The 17,679-nt window shown below is 35.3% G+C and carries 10 protein-coding genes; 1 reads left to right on the top strand and 9 read right to left on the bottom strand.

Annotated features, from left to right (window positions below):
• Positions 1 to 151: 151 nt before the first annotated feature.
• Genes DK441_RS10920 through DK441_RS10880 form a run of 9 tightly spaced genes read right to left on the bottom strand, consistent with a single transcriptional unit; the run spans position 152 to position 14,445 of the window.
• Positions 152 to 1,174, bottom strand: coding sequence for a UDP-glucose--hexose-1-phosphate uridylyltransferase (locus DK441_RS10920; RefSeq protein ID WP_109098761.1), 1,023 nt, complete (start codon positions 1,172 to 1,174; stop codon positions 152 to 154).
• Positions 1,168 to 1,611 (bottom strand): DUF4440 domain-containing protein, encoded by a 444-nt coding sequence (locus DK441_RS10915; RefSeq protein WP_109098760.1) that lies wholly within the window; start codon positions 1,609 to 1,611, stop codon positions 1,168 to 1,170. The genes DK441_RS10920 and DK441_RS10915 overlap by 7 nt, the downstream gene beginning before the upstream one ends.
• 1 nt (position 1,612) lies before the next feature.
• Positions 1,613 to 2,764 (bottom strand): galactokinase, encoded by a 1,152-nt coding sequence (gene galK / locus DK441_RS10910; RefSeq protein WP_109098759.1) that lies wholly within the window; start codon positions 2,762 to 2,764, stop codon positions 1,613 to 1,615.
• Positions 2,765 to 4,345 carry a solute:sodium symporter family transporter gene (locus tag DK441_RS10905; RefSeq protein WP_109098758.1) on the bottom strand — a complete coding sequence of 527 codons (1,581 nt, stop codon included), beginning with the start codon at positions 4,343 to 4,345 and terminating at the stop codon, positions 2,765 to 2,767.
• Between the two features lie 6 nt (positions 4,346 to 4,351).
• On the bottom strand, positions 4,352 to 7,492 hold the full coding sequence (locus DK441_RS10900) for a glycoside hydrolase family 2 TIM barrel-domain containing protein (protein ID WP_109098757.1): 3,141 nt from the start codon (positions 7,490 to 7,492) through the stop codon (positions 4,352 to 4,354).
• Positions 7,493 to 7,499: 7 nt separating this feature from the next.
• On the bottom strand, positions 7,500 to 10,541 hold the full coding sequence (locus DK441_RS10895) for an aminotransferase class III-fold pyridoxal phosphate-dependent enzyme (RefSeq protein ID WP_109098756.1): 3,042 nt from the start codon (positions 10,539 to 10,541) through the stop codon (positions 7,500 to 7,502).
• Entirely contained in the window at positions 10,542 to 12,545 is a 2,004-nt protein-coding gene (locus DK441_RS10890; RefSeq protein ID WP_109098755.1) for a trehalase family glycosidase, read from the bottom strand.
• Positions 12,538 to 13,443, bottom strand: a complete 906-nt coding sequence (locus DK441_RS10885) for an aldose 1-epimerase (protein WP_109098754.1) — start codon at positions 13,441 to 13,443, stop codon at positions 12,538 to 12,540. The genes DK441_RS10890 and DK441_RS10885 overlap by 8 nt, the downstream gene beginning before the upstream one ends.
• A gap of 3 nt (positions 13,444 to 13,446) precedes the next feature.
• Positions 13,447 to 14,445 (bottom strand): GntR family transcriptional regulator, encoded by a 999-nt coding sequence (locus tag DK441_RS10880; protein ID WP_109098753.1) that lies wholly within the window; start codon positions 14,443 to 14,445, stop codon positions 13,447 to 13,449.
• 142 nt (positions 14,446 to 14,587) lie between these two features.
• Between DK441_RS10880 and DK441_RS10875 the strand changes: the two genes are divergently transcribed.
• The gene (locus tag DK441_RS10875; RefSeq protein ID WP_109098752.1) at positions 14,588 to 17,656 is read left to right on the top strand and encodes a TonB-dependent receptor; all 3,069 of its coding nucleotides are present in this window, start codon (positions 14,588 to 14,590) and stop codon (positions 17,654 to 17,656) included.
• The last annotated feature ends 23 nt before the right edge of the window (positions 17,657 to 17,679 follow it).

Below are 17,679 nucleotides of genomic sequence, written 5' to 3'. Positions count from 1 at the left end.
GTGTTCAACAGAGGTGCTACTTCTGTTTTATATAGGATTGCCCTGTGTTTGTACTAGGGAGGGGGTACTTCTGCAGTAGGGGGAGGGTACTTTGTAAGTACCTCCTCTTTATTATACCTTCTTCAGTTTTATAAATTATACCGAACTTATGTTAGACTAAGTCATAAAGCATTGTTGCAGCGGTTTCTGCAGTTATATCTCTTTGAGGCATCCCAAACATTTCATAGCCAACCATAAATTTTTTAACAGTAGCACTTCGTAATAATGGAGGATAAAAACTCATATGCCAATGCCAATGGGTATGATCAAGATTATGAGTTGGTGCCTGATGAACCCCACTAGAATAAGGAAAGGAACAATTAAATAATTGATCGTACGCCCGGGTCAATACAGAAATACATGCTGCATAAGCGATTCGCTCATCCTGATTCATTTCTAAAATAGAAGATTGTCTCTTTTTGGGAATAATCATTGTCTCAAATGGCCAAATAGCCCAAAAAGGAACTAATACAACGAAGTGTTCATTTTGAAATACGATACGTTCTTTCTTTTCTAATTCCAGAATCACATAATCTTCTAATAACGATGTACCATGTTTAGAAAAATAACGCCGTTGTCTATCATCTTTTTTTAAGATCTCATTGGGCAGATGAAATTGGCTCCAGATCTGCCCATGAGGATGCGGATTGCTACATCCCATAACGGCACCTTTATTCTCAAAGATCTGCACGTAATTAATCTCTGGTAGCGCACCTAATTTTTGATATTCTTCTTGCCATACTTCAATCACTTTTTCAATAGCCTCTACAGGCATATTGGCTAAGCTTTTAGAGTGGTCCGGGCTAAAACAGATTACTTTGCAGATTCCCGTTTCACTTTTCACTTTAAACAGTTCTTCATCTATGGCAAAAGAAGGAGATTCGTTTTGTAATGCTGCAAAATCGTTTTCAAAAACAAAAACATCCTGGTAGTCTGGATTTTTCTTTCCTCCGGCTCTCATATTTCCCGAGCATAAATAACAATCTTTATCGTAAGATGGTAATGATTGTGTATTGGTTTCTTCTTCCTGGCCTTGCCAGGGTCTTTTTGCTCTGTGTGGGGATACCAATACCCACTCTCCTGTAAGTGGATTATAGCGTCTGTGAGAATAGTCTTGTAATGCTGTATTTAACATGAGGAATCTGCTACAATTTTCCAATGACCATTTATTTTTTTGAAAATGATCATAAAAGTACCATCGGCATTGCCTACACTGCGTACCAAATGATATTCTCCCATCACAAAATAAGACTCACCATCAATTCGGGAGATATCACTAATGACAAAGTTTAATGTGCCTGTATGAGCTTTAGTCGGGTATCCTTTTTTATAATTGGCTAATGTGTTATCCCAACCATAGGTTAATCCTCTGCTTCCATAAAATTTTAAAGAATCCGATTTCCAATACCCTTGCATATACCCTTCCAGATCATGATTCGACCAGGCTTGTTCCTGTGCTTTCAACACTTCTATGATGTGCTGTTTATCGGCTTTCTCATCTACTTTTATTTTTTGATGACAACTGGTTAACCCTATTAGTATTCCTAATAGATATAGATATCTTGTGATCATATTATGTGATTTTATACGTTCCTTGTGCAATTTGTATATCATATCGACTTAGTGTTTTGTTGAACTGTTTATGATATAACGGTGCAACCGTATTAATAAATGCATCAGCAGCTCCTTTTTTAATGATGTTAATCGTACAACCACCAAATCCACCGCCCATCATTCGTGCACCTAATATATCAGGATTTTGCCTTGCCTGATCAATTAAAAAATCCAATTCGGTACAACTTACGTTATATTGATTTTGTAACCCGTTATGCGACTCAAAAAGTAGTTCGCCAAAAATTGTGTAATCCTTTTTATCCAGAGCAATAGCAGCTTTTAAAACTCGTTCGTTTTCTTGTATGATAAATAAAGCTTTTTGGTAATAGTCTTCGCTGATTTCTTCTTTAATGGTAAATAACGCTTCATATGTGGCGTCTCTTAGTGTAGATACTTCTAAGTGTTTTGCGACTGCTTCACATACCGAACGTCTTTCATTATATGCGCTTTCTGCAAGACTATGTTTTACATTAGTATTGATTAAAACAATATCATATTCTTTAAAATCAATAGAAAAATAGGTTGCTTTAAGATCTCTGCAATCTAGTAATAAAGCTCTGCCTTCTTTTCCAAACATACTGGCATATTGATCCATAATACCACATTGTACACCTACATAATTGTGTTCAGCTTGTTGAGAGATATAAACCATTTCTTCTTTGGTCAACCCCAGTTCAAACACTTCATTTAACCCAAAAGCGACACTGTTTTCTAAGGCAGCAGAGGATGATAATCCAGCTCCGAGAGGAATATTACCTGCAAAAACCAAATCAAAATTATAGATTGTTTTATCTCTTTTAAGAATTTCGGCAACGACTCCTAATACATAATTTTTCCACCCTCCATTTTTGACAGGTTGTATGTTTTGCAACGAAAATTCTAAAACCTCATCGGTATCTATAGCATAGACAGAACAATACATAGCGTTATTTTTCTGGATTCCCGAAACGATCCCTTTATTGATTGCTGCAGGAAAGACAAACCCATCATTATAATCGGTATGTTCCCCAATTAGATTAATCCTGCCGGGAGAAAAAGATAATACGGGTTTGGTATCAAATCGTTTCAGAAAAGTAGATTTTACCTTTTCTAGTAATGATTCATTTGTCATTTATGCAAAGTATATATAGATTCCTAGAACGATCAAACAGATCGTAATTCCTACAGTATTAAGATGTTTCCAGGGAGTAATATCAACTTGTTCTGTATAGTGTTGTTCGTAAGCTTCTGTTCGGGGTCTAAATTTACCTATAAGTAACATGATAAGTACATTAAGTACAAACAGAATAGCCATTACATGTAAAAAGTGAGGAAATTGCCCAACAAAAACAAATTCATCTAATAAGATATAAGCAACATATAAAACAACCCCAGAAATGATAGCAATTTTTGCGGCAATTGCAGGAACATATTTGGTGAGGTATCCCACTACAATAATGGTTAAAATTGGGATACTATAACACCCGTTTACTTTTTGTAAATACCCAAATAAACCATCAGGTGCATATGCAATTAACGGAGCAATACACATAGCCAAAATTGCTAATATGATGCCAAAACTTTTTCCGGCCCTTACTGTTTGTCGTTCTGTAGCATCTGGTTTAAAATGGGATTGGTATATATCAATTCCGAATAAGGTAACCGAACTGTTTAAAGCCGAATTAAAAGAACTTAAAATAGCACCAAACAATACTGCTGCAAAAAAACCTACCCAAGCTGCAGGTAGTACCTTGGTCACTAACATAGGGTATGCTTCATCTGGATTATCCAATGTGTTCCCAAACATATGAAAAGCGATTAACCCCGGTAATACAACGATTAGTGGGCCTAGTATTTTTATAAACGAAGCTAATAGCAATCCTTTTTGTCCTTCTTTTAGATTTTTAGCTCCCAAAGCTCTTTGGATAATTGCCTGATTGGTTCCCCAATAAAACAATTGAACCAGCATCATACCAGTAAATATAGTTCCTATCGGAATTGAAGATTCTGGCCCTCCTAATGCTTTGAATTTTTCGGGATGAGATTGTGTTAATGTAGTAATTCCTTCAAAAAGACTACCATCGCCAATAGCAATCAATCCAAATATTGGTATTAACAATCCCCCGACCAATAACCCTATTGCATTAATGGTATCGGATACGGCTACCGCTTTTAAACCTCCAAAAATGGCATAAATCGATCCTATGATACCGATTCCGAAAACGGTTATCCATAAAGCAGTAGTTTCATTAACATTTAATATGTCAGGTACATCAAACATTGTATTAATTGCCAATGCTCCAGAATATAAAACGATAGGTAATAACACCACCACATATCCGCTTAGAAATAATGCAGAGGTGATTGTTTTGGTAGTTTTATCGTATCGTCTTTGTAAAAATTGAGGAACGGTGGTTATTCCTCCTTTTAGATATCTGGGTAATAAAAACACTGCGGTAACTACCATGGCGATTGCAGCCAGTGTTTCCCATGCCATAACCAATATTCCTTCTTTAAAAGCAGCCCCGTTTAACCCTACGATTTGTTCGGTTGATAAATTGGTTAATAATAACGACCCTGCAATAACAATCCCTGTTAAACTTCTTCCTCCCAGAAAATATCCATCAGAAGAAGATTCATCTGTTTTTCTGCTTTTTATATACGCTATTATTGCTACTAATAATGTAAACCCTATAAATGTGATGAACTGCATAGTTTCTTATTTAATTGGTTGTATTGTAAATGAATAGTTGTGTTTTGTTGGCTTTATAGTGTATTCTTCATGTACTAAGCGTCCCCAGGAAGTATCTCCTCCTACTCCCATTTGTTGGTAGTCGATATTCCATTGAATAGTTTTTCCTTTTTTAATATCTGCTCCGTGTTTCTTAGTAACCGGAACTAATCCCGAGGCAGAAGCCGCACCATCTTTTTCGCTGTTAAAATCCAATTCGGTCATAGCAAAAGGCCATACACTACAATTAAGTAATGATGATGAGCTGTTAGCCTTAACAGTTACTGTATTCGAAGCAATTTTTATCCATCTCACATCTGTTTTATTCCCGGTTTCTTGTGGTCTGGAATAGGTATGAAATTGTGAATCTATAGTACCTGTATATACTCCTGCTTTAACTCCCGTTTTGCGATCCCAATAACTTTCTTCTGGACCATTACCATACCAGGATACTTTCTGAAATGTGTTGGGTACGGTAAGGTACATTCCTAATCTTGGGATATTAGGTAAATCACTCTGGTTTGGAGTAAAGCTAAAATCTACCGTCATTTCTCCATTGGCACTAATATGATACGTTATGGCTACACTTGCTTCGTTTGCAGGAAGCGTATAGGCTACTTTATAAGAAACACCAGAATTCTTTATTACAGGATTTTCGACAAGTTTTGCTTTATAATTATAAGAAGCATCTTGCCATATTTTGGCCCATTTATCCATACCATTACCTAGATCATTATCTGTAGGAGGGCGCCAAAAGTTAGGTTTAATAGGGTGATTGGTAATCACAATTCCATGATGTTTCCAGGAAATGATTTCACCGGTTTTTTTATCGATTTTTAGAGCTACTATTTTATTTTGAATAGCTATAGATTGATCTTTAGAGGTGATTTTTAAATCATTAGAAACTGAAGGTGTATTTGTAAATCCAGTTCCTTTTTGAATAACAAACTGATCCCACGCAATTTCATGTCCTTTAGGAAGTAATGAGTTTGCCTCTTTCTGAAGCAAGCTTACTTCTAGAATGTATTCTTTGTTTTTGTCTAAAACCTTAGGGAATTTTTCTAGTGGTACTGCTTTTTTCTCTCCGGGTAGTACAAATGCCGAAATCCCTTTACCTTCTGCTATTTTAACACCATCTTCTAATACTTTCCATGAAATACTTTTATCAGTAAAATCCTCGAAGAAGTTTTTATTTTCTATTTCTATAACTCCTTTTCTGGTCGTATAAAATTGTGCAGGTTCATACACTTTCTTTACTTCGGATAAATGAGGGTGTGGATTTCGATACGGATCTACTAACCCATTATTTAAAAAGTTGCCATCTGTAGGTAGATCAGGATGATAATCATGCCCGTATGCTAAATAGGGATTCCCGTTTTCGTCTTTATATTCTAAACTTTGATCTACCCAATCCCAGATAAACCCTCCCTGAAGATTCGGGTATTTTTCAATAATATCCCAATAGTCCTGTAGATTGCCAACAGAATTACCCATAGCATGTGCATATTCGATCATGATCGAAGGTTTATCAGAATCAGATTGGCCATGATGAATCAGGTATTCTGGTTTTGGATACATCGGGCAATACACATCGGTATACTCTTCTTTACCGGCGGGTTCATATTGTACAATTCGGTTATCATCGTGTTCTTTTAACCATCTATAAGTGGTTCTAAAAATTTCTCCTTCTCCCGCTTCATTTCCTAATGACCAGGAATAGATAGATGGGTGGTTTCTATCTCTATAGAACATTCTTTGTGTTCGCATCATATGTGCAGGCAACCAACTCATCTCGTTACCGATTTGAGTTTTTTCGTCTATAGCTAATGGGTGACTTTCTATATTGGCTTCATCAATAACGTATAATCCATATTGATCACATAGATCTAACCAATAAGGATCATTAGGGTAATGTGCACTTCGTACGGCATTGATATTATGTTGTTTCATCGACCTGATATCTTGTTCCATAGAAGCTCTGGAGATTACATGCCCTGTAAACGGATCGGTCTCATGTCGATCTACACCACGTATATAAATGGCTTTACCATTAATTAAAACCTGACTGTTTTTAATTTCTACACGTTTAAATCCAACATGTCGATTAATATATTGATTACTATTATCCTGATCAGGGTTTTCTAAAGTGATTGCCAAATTATATAGATTCGGAATTTCGGCAGACCACTTCTTCACGTTGTCTATTATTTTTTCTGTAGTAAAATCAATTTTTGATTGTGCCGGTATTTTTATCTCTTCTAAAGTAGTATAAATAGTATTTTCTCCATCTAAAACCGTAATAGATACCGTTCTGGTCGCAGCATCCTCAAGGCTGTTGGTGATAGATATGGCTCCTTTAAAAACTCCTTTGGTATAGGATTCATCTAAGTTGGTGTAGGTATAATAATCAGAAACAAATACTTTGGGTTGTGTATATAAATACACATCTCTTTCTATACCACTCATTCTAAGCATGTCCTGGCTCTCTACATAACTAGCATCACTCCATCGAAAAAGTTGTAATGCGATAAGATTTTCACCTTTGCTAAGGTATTGGGTTATATTAAATTCTGCAGGTGTTTTACTTCCTTGAGAATACCCTACATACTGACCATTTATATATACGTACATGGCAGATTTAGCTCCCGCAAAATGAAGAATAACATCCTCTGATAAGAAGTTTTCATCTAAATGAATAAATTTTCTGTACGTTCCTACAGGATTATAATCTTCGGGAACATTAGGCCATTTGGTTGTAAAAGGATATCTTTCATCGAGATAAATTGGTTTTCCATAACCTTGAACTTCCCAATTTGCAGGTACAGGAATTGTACCCCAATCATGATCTATATATTTAGTATGTTGAAAAGTTGTTGGACGCTGCTTAGGATCTTTTACCCAATTAAATTTCCAGTCTCTGTTTAAACTTAAAAACCGTTTTGATTTTTCTTTTTGTTTTATCAATTTGGATTCAAAGCCAAAGAACGTAGCTCTGGGAGGCAGTTTATTTTCTTCGAATACCTTATGATTAAAATGATTGGTCTGTTCTGAAACAGGTTGTAATGGCTCTTTACTACAACTATATATCCCTATTATCCCTGCTAATATGATTAGATGTTTTAATTTCATGACTGTGTTATATTTCTTTAATACTCTGCATGTAGTCTTCTGCAAATACTTTATCGAGATAAAAAATTAATTCTTCTGCATTTTCTTTAGTAAAAATAATGGGAGGCTTAATTTTTAATACATTATGATCCGGGCCGTCTGTACTCATTAAGATACCGTGATCTTTTATCCTGTTGGCCAAATAATCAGCATGATCTGCCAAAGGATTCATATTATCATCTACAAGCTCAAAACCAAGAAATAACCCTTGTCCCCGAACATCTCCTATGATTGGATATTTTATGGCTAGTTTTTTTAATTCTTCTTTTAAAAATTCTCCAATTTCTAAAGCGTGGGATTGTAGATTTTCGCGTTTTACGGTTTTAAGAACTGCCGCCCCTATGGCTGAAGAAACCGGGTTTCCTCCAAAGGTGTTAAAGTATTCCATTCCATTAGCAAATTTGTTGGCTACCTCTTGTGTGCAAACAACTGCAGCCAGTGGATGTCCGTTACCTAAAGGCTTCCCTATGGTTACAATATCAGGGATTACATCATACAATTGAAATCCCCAAAACGTTTTTCCTAGTCTTCCGCATCCTACCTGTACTTCATCAGATATACATAATCCTCCTGCGGCACGAGTATATTCGTAGGCTTTAGGTAAAAAACCGTCTGGCAATTCGATCTGGCCACCACAACTTATAATGGGTTCTATGATGAAAGCACCAATTCCTCTTCCTTTTTTATGTACATCATCAATACAATTCTGAACCTCTAAAGCGTAGTGTTCTCCTGTGTTTTCTCCCCTGTATTTTCCTCTATACGCATCGGGTAAGGGGAATATATGGGTGTGCTCTGGGGCTCCGTGACCACCATTACCATCAAATTTATATGAACTAATATCGATGCACATATTGGCATTTCCATGATACCCAACTTCTGAAGCTATGATATCACGTTCTCCTGTTACAGCTTTAACCATTCTAATGGCTAGTTCATTAGCTTCACTTCCAGAATTAACAAAATGCAATACATTTAGCTCTGGAGGTAAAGTTTCTATCAATTCCTTGGCTAATTGATTTATATTGTCGTGTAGATAACGAGAATTAGTATTAATCAAGGCCATTTGTTCTTGTCCTGCTTTGACTACAGCATAATTTTCATGCCCTACATGAGCTACATTATTTACCGTATCTAAATACTTTTTACCATATTGATCTATTAGGTATTGCCCAGATCCACGTACCATTTTAATGGGTACCTTATACTGTAAACTCAGGCTTTTACCAAGGTGTTTTTTTCGGTACGTGATCAATTCTTCATTAGTGGTATCACTTTGAGAATTCAGACTTTCTAATTTGAATAACAAGTTTGGATCCGGGCATAGTCCTTTCCACACTTCTATTTGATTGTAATAGGCTACTCCAGGAAAATCTACTGTATAATCCAGCATAGAAAGCATAATCTGAAAATGTAGATGTGGAGCCCAATTTCCGTTTTGAGTCGGATCACCAAGGTATCCAATACACTCTCCTTTTTTTATATTATCTCCGGGCTGTTTTTGTGTCGTACTATCAACAGTTAAATGCCCATATAGTGTATAGAATTCTAATGAATCTGTTTGATGTTTAAGTATAATTAACCCTCCGTAGTTTTTGTCTCCGGCATGGTTAAATGCTGTAACAACTTCTCCGTCTAATACTGCATGAACCGGAGTATTGGCAGGGAACCAGAAATCTACCCCAAGATGTACCGTTCTACTTTCTTGTCCGCTATTTCCTGTTTTATCATAGGTGGTTGATGTGTATAGCGCTCTGGGTTCTAAATACCCGCCTGCAATAATCTTATCTGTATTTTCCTTTTGAAGACGATCTACTTTAAACTGAAATATGTCTAAATCATTAAATTCTTGTTGATGCCCAACCCATTTGCTGGATACGCTCAAATCTAAAAGGCACACCTCGTTTTTTTGAACCGTAGGAAACAGTTCTGATAAGGAGTAGTTATTATTTTCTACCCAAACGCTAAAGGCTTTCTCACTGGGATGTGCAGAGTATCCACAGGTATGCCTAAAACTATAATGAGCATACTCTTCGCTAATTTGCCTCCATTTTTTTAGTACTTCCCAAGCTGGTTTTTCACTAATTAGTAAGTATGTATTATCGGGCTCCTTGATTTTATTAATAGCTGATTTTGTAACAGAAATTACCAGGCGCATAGCTATTGCTACATATAGATACTTGATTTCATCTTCTTTTAACGGAAAAGTAGCATGGTATCCTTGCAGTATTGGTAAAGCCGCTTCTAGCGGATCGTTATGATTCATTATAGCATACGCACAGGCAATAGCCACATCATTAATGATCTGAGTATGTATAGCATCTCCATAATCGATTGCAGCTTTAACCTTGGGATGAATCAAGTCTTCTGAAACAATAACATTATTATCGTTAGCATCATTGTGAACTACCGATTTTCTTAGTGTACCATATGAATCCTGAATAGCTTCAAATCTATCTTGAAAGAAAGAAATGATATCCTTTTCTTCTCCCTCAAACAGGTGTACATGTTCTTTGGTCCATAAAGATTGTGCGATGTCCCAAACAAATTCCCGATGTGCTTCGGGGTGATCAAACCCTTGTAAAGCACTTGTTAGTAAGCCACATTGTTCTCCTAAACTGTATCGCAACGTATCTAATTGCGGATTTACACTGCTCCACACTCTACCACTTATCCAGGATAATAGACGTACTTTTCTAACCGCATTATTTTCATCTATAATTTCGGATATGTCATTTCCCTCTTTATCTCTAATTACTCTGGGTGCTATAAGGTCTTTTCCATTTTTCTCTACATATTCTAATAGTTGTTGTTGATACTCCAGATAATGAATATGTTCGTCAGGTCTTGATATTTTTAGAATATATCCATCTCCATGTTCAGTTTTGATCCTAAAATTAAAATCAATTTCTCCAGGAAGAGAAGAGGCTTTTCCTGTAATGCCGAATAATTGTTGTAGTATTTGTTCTGCCTGATTTGTAGTTACCTGTAAGGTGGAATATTTCATCATCTATTCTTTTATTAATAGCATTATAATATGTGCTGCACTCCAGCTAAAATTTTGTGCATGTAAGCCTTGGCCTGTTAATGGGTGATAATTTTCTCGAATTGCTTTTCCTTTCTCCAATAATCCTTCTGCTCCTTCGATGATTTGCGCAGTAGCCTGATCTGCTTCTTTATCGAATCCATAATTGCGTAATCCTTTTACACCAAAATAAGATTGATCCAGCCAATTAGGGCCTCTCCAATACCCTTTTAAGGGATCAAACTTTGGATGATCTGCAGACATGGTCTGAAAAGGCATTTTGGTATAAAATTTATTGGGGTTCATCATCTTGTTTTTTACGGCTTCTGCTTGTTTTTGGGTTGCTACATTTGCCCAAAGAGGTGTCCATCCTTCGCTACCTTCTCCTTTTATAAATGTTGTTCCGTCTAGGTTTGTATCATAAAACCAACCATCTACAGGGTCATAGAATTGGTTCTGAATTGTTTCTTTTAGTTTTTTTGCTTCTGCCAGATATTGTTTTACATCATCATTTTTTTGAATAGCTTCTGCCAGTTTTTCTAAATACAGTTTTTCTGCATAGAGATATGCATTAAGATCAACACTTTCCTGATCCAAAGAATAGGCTCCTTCTTCGTTTTTAAGAATTTTTGAATCGTCAAACCGAATGGCATTATCCATACCACTTTCCCACTTGGCAGCAACAAGACTTCCATCGGTAGATCCATATTCGCATAGTCCGTCTTTATCATGATCTCGTTTTTGATACCACCAATAATGATATTTTTTAAGCTTAGGATACAATTCTTTTACGAAATCAAGATCATGATCTTTTTCATAAATTTTAACTACCGCCCATGCAGATAATGGTGGTTTTGTATCTCGATAGTTATGATCTTCTATGCTTGTATCTCTGTATACACAATCTGCTACAAAACCATCTTCATTCTGAAATTCGAACATTAACCGCATCTGTTTTTTGGCTAATTCTGTATTGTAATAAGATAATCCAACAGCGTGTTTCCACGAATCCCATGACCAAAACCCATTAAACCACTTGTAGTGATAACTAGGGAATAATCCTTCGTGTTGTATTTCTCCTGCAGCAATACGCCAATTGTTTTGTAAGGTAAGGTGCGCTTTGGCCATTAATTTGGCATATTTATCCTCTTGATATTTTTCTTTTCTTGCGTCGATCAAAGATGTTAACTGTGTTTCTTTTTCTATACTGCGCTTGCGTAAGGTAGTATCAAAATCAATAGAGGTGATCGTTTTTTGCTCTTCTTCCCAGGAGTATTCGGGAAAAATAAAAGTCTGAGAAACCACAATCTCTTTACTGGTTTTTGGTTTTAATTGTAGTTGTTGATTATTGGTAACATAAGAACTATCGGTACTTGTGATTTTTGTTTCATCAGGAAATACAATATACCCCATAGCATTTGATTTTGAGGAGCGTATAGTAATTTTATTTTCTGCCGCTTCTAACCTTACGGTTTTTGTTAAAAGCTGCTGGTTTTTCCAATTATACGTCAAGTCGATGGTTCTATCGGTCTTGTTGGTAAGCGTATACTGTATTAATGCCGAATGTCCAGAGGCAAATACCAGTTTTTGTTTTAATATTAGATCATTGTTTGTAAAGGTCTGTTCTAAATGACTGTTATATGCGGTTGTTTTATATGCACTCCATGAAATGCCTTCAATATTTAATTTTACAAGCATTTTGCTGCTCCAAATTCCATTTTGTTGCGTCATTAAAAATGGACCAGAGAACCCGGGAGAAGGGTGAGTTGAATCAGGAAAACTATAAGCAAACCATGCTCCCTGATCAGAAAACATTAAACCAGACTTATCTATAGAATCTTTTGGAGTAACGCTATAGTTTAGGATGTTTTTACTATACGAAAGGTATTTTTTTTGAGTAACGACAGCTGGTGTTACTTTTGTTTGTTTTTTGCAACCAAAACACGATATGAGAACCGAAATTAGTATAAATAGAACATTTTTATTCATTGTTTTGAAGTTTAATTTTCCAATTTATCGTATAGGTTTCTTTTGGATTTAGGGTGCTTAATCCGAGTTTATTATTAAAACTATTAGACGGTCCAGTTTTGGGTTCAAGGGCAATTATATTTCTTTTTTCAGGTGTAAATACTTGCAGATAATTTTCTTCAGAAGAAGACTCAAGCATCAAACAATAGTCAGGGGTATTAAATTTTGCTGTATTAGTATTAAGAATATAGCAATCATCAAAAAGCCTGTCTTTGATCTGGATAGGCTCTTTAATAGTAATATCCTTAATCTTCATAGGGATCATATCCTTGTCGAATACTAGCTTTTTATTGCTTTCAACCGTAAGAAAACTCTCATGTAAATCACTGCTTAAAAAATATGGATGCCAGCCAATAGTAAAAGGAAAAGGGGTTTGATCCGTATTGATTACGGCTACAGAGAGCTCTAAGGCATTGGCAGATAAAGTGTATGTTAAATATATAGTGTATTTAAAAGGAAATCCTTTTACTCTTTTAGTTTCTTCATACCCAATGGTTACGGTGGCATGATCAACACAAGTTTCTTCCTTTATAAATTGAAAGGTTTTATTATATATTAGGCCATGTAAAGCATTGTTTTCTTCTTTTACATTTAAGTCTAAGGTGTACTGTTTGTCTTCAAAACTATATTTTCCATTCTTTACTCTATTGGCAAAAGGAAATAAAACAGCAGAAGCATAGGTAGTATTATAATCTAATAATTCTAACCCAGCTATTATACTTTTGCCTTTAATGGATAGTCTTTGTACGCTTCCTCCTAAATTTAAAGCTATTATAGCGCTCGAACTTTGATCTGCAGTTAAAAGTTCAATATGATGCTTAGGATGTATTTGTTGTTTTATGTGATTTATTTGATACAAAAGCTAAAGAGAGTTTCTTAAGATTAGATTATTTATGTTTTCGATTCTAATTTGTTCTTTATTCATGATCATTTCGGCTAAGCGCTCTCCCATTTTATTGAAATCGGTAGAAATAGTGGTTATACCTCCTTCTACAATTTCTTTAAGAAGTGTATCATTATAGGATATGATACCAATATCTTTTGCAAGAGTAAACTCTACCTCTTTGATTTTTTTTATGATACGAATAAGGCTTCTATCGTCTGGAATTATGTAAACTTCTCCCTTGGTTAATGTTCTTTCTTCAAGAGAATCAATTACTTCACTGTTAAAGTGATACGTATTGCAAAACATTTCAAAACCTTCAAACATTCCCGAAGGTTGTTTCTGTTCCTGAAAAAGGAGTACTAATTTTTGATATTTTTTTAAGAGATGAAGCCCCTTTACCAAACCAGTTAGAATATCTTTCTTAAAATTTTGATGAATAGCAGGGTATTGAGCAAGCTCGGGACGAGTTTGATCCAGTATGTACACTTTGTCTTGAGGGAGTATATCTAAAACAGAAGGAATATCATTTAGATTGGCAGGCATGATAACATAATAATTATAGTTACCAATATTGTCATAAATCAATTTGCTAAATACATCATAATTGAAATGATGAAAATAAATGTCTACTTCTACATTATTATTTAAGCTTTTTAAAAAAGAATTATACAAATCTTCTTTAAAGGCATTTAATTCATCAAACAGTAAAAAAATCTTTTGGGCAATTTCAATACTTTCACTTTTTACATAATACCCTTTACCAGGAACAGAATTTACAATTCCTCTTACTTTTAAATCATTATAGGCGAGTAATACGGTATCTCTCGAAAGGGAGAACCGAAGCTTTACACTGTTAATTGATGGTAGTTTATCTCCACGTTTATACTCCCCAGATAAAATGGCACTTTCAATTGATGAAATGATCTGTTTGTATTTAGGGACACCTATATTATCTACTACATTAATTGTTTTCATGCTACAAATATATCATATTTTTTCTTTTAAAAAACTGGTAGGTACTAGTTGCCTTTTTAAAAACTAAAATTCTATATTGCGCCAATATTTTACGTTAAAACCCTCGTAAAATGGGGGATTATCACCAAAAAACAATGTGATTATGGAAGCAAAAAAAAAGAAAAACCAATGCTATTCATTTCTTTTAACTCTTCTTGGGCTTACTCTATTTGGATTCGCTAATACTTATGCGCAAAATGCAGTAATAACAGGTAATGTTTCAGAAAATAGTAGCGGTTCTCCTTTACCAGGAGTTACAATTACAATTAAAGGAAACGAAACTCAGGGAACACAAACTGATTTCGATGGAAATTATTCAATTGAAGTTTCCGATTCGCAAACAACATTAGTATATAGATATTTAGGATTTGTAACTAAAGAAGTTCTGGTCGGAAATCAAACAATAATCAACATTAGCCTTGAAGAAGACGCCCAGAGCTTGGGAGAGGTAGTTTTGGTAGGTTATGGAACACAAAAAAAATCAGAATTAACCGCTGCCATTACTTCGGTAAATATAGAAGAGATACAAAAAATACCTACTGCCGATATAGCAACATCTTTGCAAGGGCAAGTAGCTGGGCTTAATGTAGCAATAGCCAGTGGTGCTCCGGGGAGTGCTCCGGTAATTAGGATTCGTGGTATGGGTACCGTAAATAATAATGATCCTTTATTTGTAATTGATGGGGTTCCGGGAGATTTATCCTATGTAAACCCTGCCGATATCCAAAATATAAGTATTCTTAGAGATGCGTCTGCTGCTACTATTTATGGTTCTAGAGCCTCTAATGGAGTAGTTATTGTTACTACAAAAAGAGGAAAAAGAGGAGACCCACAGGTTGTAGTAAACTCATATATAAGTACACATTCTATTAATGATAATATAGAGGTAGCAAATAGAGCTCAACACGATCAGATAAAACTCCAAGCATATGCTAATGTAGGAGAAACTCCTGCTCCATATCTTACCAATGGAGAACAGTATGCAGACTCTGATTGGGCTGATGCTTATTATAAAAACGCTTTTGAGCAGAAACATGATATTGGAATTTCTGGAGGTTCTGAAAATACAACTTATAATTTTTCTGCAGGTTATTTTGCCAATTCAGGAACTGTGATTAATACAGATTTCAATAGGTTTAATACCCGATTAAATATGGATATCAAATTGTTGGATAACCGTTTGAAGATTTCTCCTGGTTTGGCCTATGCCAAAGAAAAAAGACGAAGTATTTTTGAACCCCTTGATGGAGGTAACGCTAGCTTTTCTCCATTTCTAAACATCTATTCGCAATTACCTCATAAAGCAATTTATGATGCAAATTCTTTAAATGGATTTGCTACACCAGCAACTGGTTTAGGTTCGGGAAATCCAATAGGTCAGGGAGAATTAACCGATCGTATTGATCGTGATGAATACACTCAATTTAATATTGCAGCCAACTTAAAATTATTTGATGGTTTAAGTTATCAATTTCAATATGGATTAAATGTAGAAAACGAGCACTTCTTTTTCTTTCAGCCAGCATATAATTTTGGACCACAGTCTATTAATGAAGATCCTTTTTTATCTGAAACCAGATCAAGGACTACTAGTTGGACATTAAACAATACGTTAAATTATGTCAAAACATTTGGAGATCATGATTTTGATGTCCTTGTCGGTGGTTCTAAAGAAGAAAATGTGTTTAACTCGGCGGGAGGTAGCAATAATAGATTACCATCTGATGCAATACAAGCGCTAAGCGCCGGGATAGGAGATGCTTCTTCTTTTGGTCGAAATTTTTCTAGTACATTACAATCTATTTTTGGTCGTCTAAGTTATGATTATGCCAATAGATATTATGTGCAGGCCAGTGCCAGAAGAGATGGTTCGTCACGCTTTAGTTCTAAGAATCAATATGGTACTTTCTATTCGGTTTCATTGGGTTGGGCAGTTCATAACGAAAACTTTTTTAAGTCGGATTTGTTTACTCAACTAAAACCTCGTTTTAGCTATGGTACATTAGGAAATCAACTTATCCCTAATCATTTATTTTTGGCAAGGATTGGTTCTGGAGGACAGCAATTAAACTATCCATTTGGAGAGGATGTAACACAAGCGATATTATCTGGTGCAATTGCTACTTCGCTACCAACACCCGATATTAGATGGGAAGAAACGGCAACTACCAATGTCGGTATTGACCTTGGTTTATTAGATAATAGAATCAAAGCTTCTTTTGATTACTTTAATGCCAAGACTACAGACATGTTGGTGTTTACTAAAGTTCCTGGTACTTCAGGAATTACCACAGACCCTTTGACTAATGCAGGAGATTTAGAAAATAAAGGATGGGAGTTTTCTGCTACCTATAGTAGTAAACAATACAAAGATTTTTCTTTTGATGTTACCGCAAACCTAAGTACTTCAAAAAATAAAATTACAAAGCTTGGAGTAGAGGGCGAAGCTCGTACTGATGGTTTTATAGAATTTAATAATTTCCCTACCACTCGTACCGAAGTAGGAGGAGAAATCGGTCGATTTTATTTATATGAAGCCAATGGAATATTTCAAAATCAAGCAGAAATTGATGCACATGGAGTTCAACCAGATGCTGCTCCGGGAGATTTACGATTTACCGATGTAAATGGAGATGGTGAATTAAACGATGATGATAAAAAATATATGGGAAGTGGACTTCCTGATTTTGAATATGGATTAACTCTTAATGCGAAATATAAAAACTTTGATATTAGTGTATTCTTTCAGGGAACCCAGGGAAATAAAATCTACAATGGTGTAAAAATGTGGTTGTATAGAACAGATAGGAATAATGTGTCTTCTGATTTAGTTAATGCCTGGACACCACAGAATACAAATACCAATATTCCAAGAAATGCATTTGGTGATCCTAATAATAACATTAGACCTTCTAGTTATTTTCTAGAAGATGGATCATACTTAAGATTAAAGAACTTACAAATAGGATATTCGATTCCAGAATCTGCAATAAGTAAGATTCCTGTTTCGAGAATCAGAGTTTATGCAACTGCCAATAATCTATTTACCATTACAGATTATTCAGGTTTTGATCCAGGTCTGGGAAATGGAGGAACATTTAATAGAGGTGTTGACAGAGGGTTCTACCCACTAACCAGATCCTTTATTTTCGGTATTAACGTATCGATGTAATAGTTAGAAAAAAAATTAAAAAA

Source organism: Aquimarina sp. AU58 (assembly GCF_900312745.1).
Lineage (GTDB): Bacteria > Bacteroidota > Bacteroidia > Flavobacteriales > Flavobacteriaceae > Aquimarina > Aquimarina spinulae.
This window is presented reverse-complemented; position numbering and strand designations above follow the sequence as displayed.

Excerpts from the sequence above, each read along its gene's own strand:
- DK441_RS10920 (WP_109098761.1), bottom strand. The coding sequence starts at position 1,174 with ATGTTAAATACAGCATTACAAGACTATTCTCACAGACGCTATAATCCA.
- DK441_RS10915 (WP_109098760.1), bottom strand. The coding sequence starts at position 1,611 with ATGATCACAAGATATCTATATCTATTAGGAATACTAATAGGGTTAACC.
- galK (WP_109098759.1), bottom strand. The coding sequence starts at position 2,764 with ATGACAAATGAATCATTACTAGAAAAGGTAAAATCTACTTTTCTGAAA.
- DK441_RS10905 (WP_109098758.1), bottom strand. The coding sequence starts at position 4,345 with ATGCAGTTCATCACATTTATAGGGTTTACATTATTAGTAGCAATAATA.
- DK441_RS10900 (WP_109098757.1), bottom strand. The coding sequence starts at position 7,492 with ATGAAATTAAAACATCTAATCATATTAGCAGGGATAATAGGGATATAT.
- DK441_RS10895 (WP_109098756.1), bottom strand. The coding sequence starts at position 10,541 with ATGATGAAATATTCCACCTTACAGGTAACTACAAATCAGGCAGAACAA.
- DK441_RS10890 (WP_109098755.1), bottom strand. The coding sequence starts at position 12,545 with ATGAATAAAAATGTTCTATTTATACTAATTTCGGTTCTCATATCGTGT.
- DK441_RS10880 (WP_109098753.1), bottom strand. The coding sequence starts at position 14,445 with ATGAAAACAATTAATGTAGTAGATAATATAGGTGTCCCTAAATACAAA.
- DK441_RS10875 (WP_109098752.1), top strand. The coding sequence starts at position 14,588 with ATGGAAGCAAAAAAAAAGAAAAACCAATGCTATTCATTTCTTTTAACT.